The organism is Propionivibrio limicola (assembly GCF_009469695.1).
In the GTDB taxonomy this organism is placed as follows: domain Bacteria; phylum Pseudomonadota; class Gammaproteobacteria; order Burkholderiales; family Rhodocyclaceae; genus Propionivibrio; species Propionivibrio limicola.
Genome location: NZ_SSSR01000047.1, coordinates 1 through 569, shown reverse-complemented (window position 1 = coordinate 569; position 569 = coordinate 1). Strand labels below are relative to the sequence as shown.

The following is a 569-nucleotide window of genomic DNA, read 5'->3' as shown; positions in this document are numbered from 1 at the left end:
ACAATCACGCCCTTGAGCATCAACGCTTCGAGCAGAACAGGAATCGCCGTCAGTTCGTTGGACTTTTCCGCGCAGGCTTCTTGCCCCAATACGAGCCCCGCTTGTGCGGCAAAGGCGCTGACCAGATGCAGGGCCGACTGACCGGCCTGTCGGCTTCGACGACTGCTCTTGCCGTCAATCGCCACCACGCCGCCTTCGGCCAACGCCGGGAGAACGTCGCCAACCCAGCGCCGGAAGCTCTTCTCGACGGCTTTCCGGTCCAGCAGGCCCAGCAATCGACCCAGGGTGTCGTGCGACGGGATGCCGTTCTCCAGCTTCAGAAAGCGTCGTAGCCAGTCGATCCGTTCATTGGCCCACGCTTCAATCCCCACAAAATCGTCGATGCCGCAGACCAGCGCACAGACACAGATCACCAGCATCTCTACCAGGTCATGCTTCGAGCGTCCCGCCACGCGTGGATCCGGTATCTCCGAAAAGACCTCCGTCAGCGAGACTCGTTGATTTGCCGTAGCCGCTTTCTCCGTCTCCATACGCCACCCAAAAAGACAGAAAACTACACAAATCAACGC

Annotated in this window: 1 protein-coding gene; it reads right to left on the bottom strand. The window is 59.8% G+C overall.

Translation table 11 applies throughout. The features are described 5' to 3' along the window. On the bottom strand, positions 1–530 hold a 530-nt coding region (locus GH659_RS14735), incomplete at its 3' end, for an ISAs1 family transposase (protein ID WP_153112190.1). Positions 531–569 lie beyond the last annotated feature (39 nt).